At 66.1% G+C, this 7095-nt stretch carries 2 protein-coding genes; both read right to left on the bottom strand.

Annotated elements, in window-relative coordinates; translation table 11 throughout:
* On the bottom strand, nucleotides 1–3013 hold a 3013-nt coding region (locus VTU_RS27490), incomplete at its 3' end, for an Ig-like domain-containing protein (RefSeq protein ID WP_010105596.1).
* 788 nt (nucleotides 3014–3801) lie between these two features.
* Nucleotides 3802–7095, bottom strand: a 3294-nt coding sequence (locus VTU_RS35875) for an Ig-like domain-containing protein (protein WP_010105594.1), incomplete at its 5' end; no start/stop codon positions are given.

Genomic DNA, 7095 nt, shown 5'->3' with positions numbered 1-7095 from the left:
CGGCGCCCGCCGTGAGCGGACCCAGCGTGCCGTTGGCGTCGGTGAGCACGATGTCGTCGGCGTCAAAGCCGGTGACGGGCTCGCTGAAGCGGAAGCTGACGGTGGTGGTCTCGCCCACGGTGAGCGCGCTGTCGGCCAGCGTGATCGTGGCCGTGGGGCCGGTGGTGTCTGTTGCCGGGGTGTTGTTCGTCACCGCGGTGGCCGCAAAGCTGGCTGCGTCATGGCCGTGAACGTCCTGTATTGCGTAGGCGTCGTCGGCGGCCGGGGTGGGGTCGTCGTAGGCAACGGTCACCGACTGACCCCGGGTGACGGCAGTGGCCAGCGTCAGCGTCACCGTCTTGGCCTCGGCATGCACGGCGACGTCGCTGACGACCCGGGCGTTGCCATTCACGCGCACCGTAAAAGTCTCCTTGGCCGGCTTGTCGGTCGACAGGTTGCTGGCGTCCTGGAAGCTGAGCACCAGCTGGTCGCCGTTGACCCAGGGGCTCCTGGTACCGGTGGTGATCAGCACCGGGGGCGAGTGGTCCACCGTCATGTTGCGCACCGCCGTGGTCGGAAAGCTGGTCAGGCGGTTGCCAGCCGTGTCCTGTATGCCCTTGGTGTCCGCGGGCGTGCTGTCGTTGTAGGCAACGGTCACGCCGCCCTGACCAGGCTCCAGGGGGGTGGCCAGCGTCAGGACCACCTCCTTGGAGCGAAGGTCCGTGTTGACACTGACATTCGTGACGAGATTCGGTACGCCATTGACGAGCACGGTGAAATCCCCGGTCGTCGGCAGGCGGTTCGAGTCTGTGGGTATGTCGCTCTGGTCGCTGAAGTTGAGCAGCAACTCGTTGTTCAAGGCCCTGGGGCTATAGTTGCCGGTGGTGATCAGCTGCGGGGCCGTGGTGTCTGACAACTGGGTGTTGACGCTGTAGTTGGCGCTGCTGGCACTGCCCACCCCGGCGTTGCCCGCGTCGTCGCGCACGCCGCTGAGGTTCAGGCTGATCGTATTCGCCGCGTCATTGACCCTGTCCGTGGGCGTGAATGTCGCCGTCCAGACCGTGCGCTCGGCGTTCGGCGTGAGCGGGCCCAGCGTGCCGTTGGCGTCGGTGAGCACGACGTCGCTGGCGTCAAAGCCGGTGACGGGCTCGGTGAAGGTGATGGTGACGGTGGTGGTTTCGCCTGCGGTGAGGGCGTTGTCGGCCAGGGTGATGGCGGCGCCGGGCGCCGAGACGTCGATGTCGTAGGTGACCGTGGAGACGGCCTGGCCCACACCGGCGTTGCCTGCGGGGTTGGTCACGCCGGTGAGGTTGACGCTGATATGGTTGCCCGTTGAGTTGTACCGGGCGAAGTCGCCGCCGAGGATGTCACTGCGCTCCGGAGCCTTCAGCGTGACCGTCCAGGTGGTGCCACCGTCGGTGCTTTGCAGGTTGCTCAGCGTCGCGGAACCGCCCACGGTCAGGTCGGTGATGCTGAAGCTGTCGGTCTCGATGGCTTCGGCGAAGCGGATGGTGACGGTGGTGCTCTCGCCCATGCTCAGTTTGTCGTCGCCGATCGTGATCGGGGTGGTCGCTGCGAGCGTGGGGCGGTTGGCGGCGGTGAGCAGCCCGGTGTTGACCGTGTAGTTGGCACTGCGGGCGGTGCCGGTACCGGACTTGCCTGCCGGGGTGATGACGCCGGCCAGGTTGACGCTGATGGTGTTGGTCTGGTCGTTGACGTTGGACTTGGGTGTGAGGGTGGCGGTCCAGATTTTGAATCTGTCTTGGGGCGTGGACCCGTTCGCGCTGAGCTCGCTGAGCTCGCTGGTGGTGCCGTCGAACACGACGTCATCCCTCATGAAGTCGAAGACCGGTTGGTTGAAGGTGAAGGTGACGAGCGTTGTTTCGTGCGTGGTGAGCGCGCTGTCGGCCAGCGTGATCGTGGCGTTAGGTAGCGTGGTGGTCACGCGGAAGTTGTCGCTGGTGGCGCGGCCGGTTGCGGCGGTGCCTGCGGCGTCGGTCACGCCCGCGAGGTTCACGCTGATGGTGTTGGTCTCGTCGATGACGTTGTCCGTGGGCGTGAAGGTGGCCGTCCAGGTTCGGCCGTCGGCGCTGCGTATGGGGTTGCTGATCGTGCCGTTGGCCTGTGTCAGGTCCACGTCATCGCGCGTGAAGGTGTTGGCGTTGACGGGCTTGTTGAAGGCGATGACGACGGTCGTCTTTTCTCCCGTCGTAAGGGGCTCATCGGTCAGCGTAACGCGTGCGCTCAGGCGGGTTGTCTGGTCTGTGGTGCGGGTGTTGATGGTGTAGCGGTTGTTGATGGCGGCGGCGGAGGCGTCGTCCGTCGTATTGCCCACCAAGTCCGCCACGCCGAACAATTTGACGCGGATTTCGTTGTTCTCAGAGCTGATATTCGCTGTGGGCGTGAAGGTGGCGATCCAGGTCCTGCCATCTTCGAGGAGGGTCAGCGGACCCAGCGTGCCGTTGGCCATTGTCATGTCGACCTTGTCGGCATCAAAGCCGGTGACGGGCTCGTTGAAGCTGAAGGTGACGGTGGTGGTTTCGCCCGCGGTGAGGGTGTCGTCGCTCAGCCTGATGCCGACGTCGGGCCTCCGGACGTCGATGTCGTAGGTGACTGCGGAGACGGCCTGGCCCACACCGGCGTTGCCTGCGGGGTTGGTCACGTCGGTGAGTTTGACGCGGATATGGTTGCCCGTTGAGTTGTGCCCGTGGAGGAGGGCGTATTCGGCGTTGTTGAGAACCGTCTGCGTCGGAGCCTGCAGCGTGACCGTCCAGGTGATGCCGCCGTCGGTGCTCCTCAGGTCGTTGGACAGCGTCACGCCTCTGCCCTCCACGATCAGGTCGGCGGTGGTGAAGCTGTCGATCGCGATGGCTTCGGCGAAGCGGATGGTGACGGTGGTGCTCGCGCCAATGCCCAGTTTGTCCTTGCCGATGGTGATCGGGTTGATCGCTGCGAGCATGGGGCGCCGGGTGCCCCCGGTGTTCGTGGTCTCGCCCGAGCGGAGGCCGGGGGGGGTGTGCGCATCGATGCTCATGGTGCTTTGGGAGTGGGATGGGGGGTGGCCGGGGTTTGGGCGCATGGCCCTGTGGACAGGGAAGGCACCCGGGGCGATTCCGGGGGGCAGCGCCTGTTCGCGGTCTTGTCCGAAGGGGTGCGTTGCGTCTCTCTGGCGGCGGCGGCGCGTGCCAGGAGGCCATCCCTTCTGTGCGGGAATCGACAACGCTGCCCGAACCATGGACTGCATGCGCAGTCCCCGGCGAGGGCCGTGAACGGTTTCTTGAATGCGTTGGACCCTTGCCGATCCGGCAGGGGTGTCATTGCGGGGTGGTGCAGGCGTGCGTGACTGATTTGGTCAGCAGGGGGCAGGTGGCGTCCTGTGGTCCCGTCCGACCCCCGCGTTTGGGCGCCCGTGGGGGCGAAATCAGCAGCCCGCCGTGCAGCCTGAGCAGCGGTTCTTACCGCGTGCGGGGATGCACGGCGTTCAGGCAGTGCCATGGTCCTGCCCATGTTTCAGGAGGGGCTGCATGGGGAGAAGGGACGGCCCAACATGTCGCGAATTGTATGTGAATAATTGCAATTTAATTTTAGAAAATAATAAGTGTTAGCTTGTCCATCGGACGCTCGGAGAGGCGGGCATGGATGCTTGCAACACCCCGGTGGAAGCCTTGGCGTTGCGCGGGATCGGGCGCTACGAAAGCGGCATCGCGCCGGTCTTTCGGCTGGTCGGGGATGGAGGTCCTTACCCAAGCAGGCAGGATGCCGCTGGGGCCCTGGTGTCCCCTGCCGCAAGGGGCGCTGCGGCGCTGCTGCGGAGCAGATCAGTTACATGGCCGCGGGCATGCCGTGGCAGTGAACCAGGCCAGAGCCGCGCAGGCGCAATAGCGGTTTTTTTTCCGGACGAATGCCCGATTCGGGAGTCGGCCTCAGAGCCAGAACCCGCCATGCGCCCCATCCGGCGCCTGCCCCACGATGGACAGCGGCATCTGCGCTGCGGCGCCGGGCGCGGTGATGCTGCCGTCGGCCTGGCCGTCGGCGTCGAACGCTCCGCCGTCGGTGATCGTGAAGTCCAGCCGCAGCCGCCCGCCTTCGTCCACCATCTTGCCGCCGTAAGGGCTGCTCGCCAGGTTCACCCAGGTGCCGCTGTGGTCTTGCAGCCAGTCGGGGCGGGGGCGCGGAGGATGGCTGGCTTGTCGCCTGCTCGACCGGGATCGTTTGGCGTCCGGGGGGGGCTGGCCTGCATGCCGGAGTGCGGCCGACTCGCGCAGGCGAGCATGTCCCCACAGCATGCAGGCGAACGCGGCGCCAACCCGGGAGCCCCTTCGGGTTCAAGCCGTTCGCCGGGGCGGACAGGCTTGGGTCGCCGCTGTCCAGGCCCCGCGCGGCCCCGTCAGAACCAGAGGCCACCCGCCGCGTCCGGCGCCTGCCCCATGAGGGACAAGGACATCTGCGCTGCGGCGCCGGGCGCGGTGATGCTGCCGTTGACCCGGCCGTCGGCGTCGAACGGCCCGCATCGCTGATCTCGAAGTCCAGCCGCAGCCGCCCACCCTCACTCGCCATCTTGCCGCCGTAAGGCGCGCTGCTCAGGTTGACCCAGTTGCCGGCGCTGTCCCTGACCCAGTAGCCGTTGACGCCCAGCGCCGGGTCCAGATACAGGCTGAACTTCTCGCTGCTGCGGCCCGTGGCCAGCGTTGCCTCGAAGCTGAGTTGCCCGAGGGGTGTCTCCATTCCCTGGGGCAATGGGGCGGGGGTGTCCTTTTGCTCCAGGCGGGTGATGTGGGCGCTGCTGCTGTCCGGGTCCTGGCTGCCGTCCTGGCTGCCGGCTACCAGGGTTACATGGGTGCTGGTCGCGTCTGCGGGTTGGCTTGCTCCGGTGGGGCTGCTGAGCACGACGCGGGTCGAACGCACCGCCGCTTGCGTGCTGTCCGGGGTGCCGTCGCTGTTGCTGTCGTTGTCGATCGCGGGGGTTGCGTCAGCGGGGTTGGGGGTGCCGGGGGGCTGGTCTTTGGCGTTGTTGGGAATGCTGTCGCTGTCTGTGTCGTCCTGGGTGTTCTTGTTCCTTGGGCCTGCCGGGGTTGAGGGGGTCAACGGAGCTGAGCGGGCCTGGCTCTGTGGCGCGTGTGTGTAGTTCCTCACCGCCATGGCCGAGAAACTGGCCGCGTCGTTGCCGGCCGTGTCCTGTATGGCGTTGGCATCGTTGCCGGTCGTGGGGTCGGTGTAGGCGACGGTGACTTGCTGGCTGCTGGCGACAGGGGTGGCCAGCGTCAAGTGGATGACGTTGTATTGCGCGGACACCGTGATGGCGGTGAGCACGTTATCGACGCACACCGCAAAGGCCGTGGCGGGCGGGATATGGGTCGCGTCCAGGTAGGTCCCTTCGGTGTAGTGGAGTTCCAACCATTCGTCGCCTACTGAGGCACTGGCCACCACCGGGGCCCGGGTATCAATCTGGTAGCTGGCGCTATTCGCGTGGTCGGTGCCGGCGCGGCCTGCGGCGTTGGTCACGCCGGCAAGGTTTACGCCGATGGTGCTGCTGTTCTCGACGTCGGCCGTGGGCGTGAAGGTGGCGGTCCAGGTTCTGCCATGGTCATGGGTCGTGGGTTCGCCGAGTGTGCCATTGGCATGGGTGAGCACGATGTCATCGCGCGTGAAGCCGGTGACGAGTTCGCCAAAGGCAAAGGTGACGGTGGTGCTTTCCCCCACGGTCAGGCTGGTGTCGGCCAGTGTGATCGTGGCGGTCGGGCCTGTGGTGTTGGCAGGCCGGGTGTCCACGGAGTAGTTGGCACTGGTGGTGGTTTCGGCACCGCCGGTGTTGCCGGCGTAGTCGGCCACGCCGGCAAGGTTCACACGGATGGTATTCGTCGGGGCGTAGACATTGGCCGTGGGCGTAAAGGTGGCCGTCCAGACCGTGTAGCGGGTGTTCTCCATGAGCGTGGGCGGGCTTAGCGTGCCGTTGCTGCACACGATGTCCCAGGTGTCAAAGCTGGTGACGATCTCGTTAAAACGGAAGGTGACGGTGGTGGTCTCGCCCGCGGTGAGCCCGGTGTCGGCCAGCGTGATGGTCGCCGTGGGCCGCGTGGTGTCCACGACGTAGTTGTCGCTGATGGCGCTGCCGGTACCGGCGGTGCCCGCGTCGTCGGTCACCCCGGCGAGGTTTACGCGGATGGTATTCGTCCAGGCGCTGGTGTTGGCCGTGGGCGTAAAGGTGGCTGTCCAGACCGTGCGGTCGGCGTTGGCCGTGGGCGGGCTCAGCGTGCCGCTGGTGCACGCGATGTCACTGATGTCAAAGCCGTTGACGGGCTTGCTGAAGGTGAAGGTGGTAGTAGTGGTGACCCTGTTCGCGCCGAGCGGTCTGTTGTTGACCAGCGTAATGATGGTCGTGGGGCCGGGGGTGTCGCGGGTGTCCACGGCGTAGTTGGCGCTGGGGGCGATGTAGGTACCGGCGTTGTCCGCGTCGTCGCGCACCCCGGTGAGGTTGACGCGGATGGTATTGGTCATGTCGATGACGTTGGCCGTGGGCGTAAAGGTGGCCGTCCAGACCGTGCGGTTGGCGTTGGGCGTGAGCGGGCCCAACGTGCCGTTGGCATTCGAGAGGTCGATGTCGCTGGCATCAAAGCTGGTGACGGACTCGTTGAAGCGGAAGGTGACGGTGGTGGTTTCACCCGCGGTGAGCGCGCTGTCGGCCAGCGTAATGGTGACCTCGGGACCGGTGGTGTCGCGGGTGTCAACGGTGTAGTTGGCGCTGGCGACGCTGCCGGTACCGGCGTTGCCCGCATCGTCGCTTATACCGGCGAGGTTTACGCGGATGGTATTCGTCACGTCGATGACGTTGGCCGTGGGCGTGACCGTAAAGTAGGCTCTCCAGATCGCGCGGTTGGCGGTGACCCGGAGCGGGCTCAGTGTGCCGTTGGTATTCGAGAGGTCGATGTCGTTGGTATCAAAGCCGGTGACGGGCTCACTGAAAGTGAAAGTGACGGTGGTGGTTTCACCCGCGGTGAGCGCGCTGTCGGCCAGCGTGATGGTGGCCGTGGGGCGCACGGTGTCCACGGAGTAGTAGGCGCTGGAGGCGATGTAGGTACCGGCGTTTCCCGCGTCGTCGTGCACACCGGCGAGGTTTAC

The organism is Verminephrobacter aporrectodeae subsp. tuberculatae At4 (assembly GCF_000193225.1).
Classification (GTDB): domain Bacteria; phylum Pseudomonadota; class Gammaproteobacteria; order Burkholderiales; family Burkholderiaceae_C; genus Acidovorax; species Acidovorax aporrectodeae.
The sequence above is the reverse complement of the archived record's forward strand: the minus strand, read 5'-3'. Positions and strand labels throughout refer to the sequence as shown.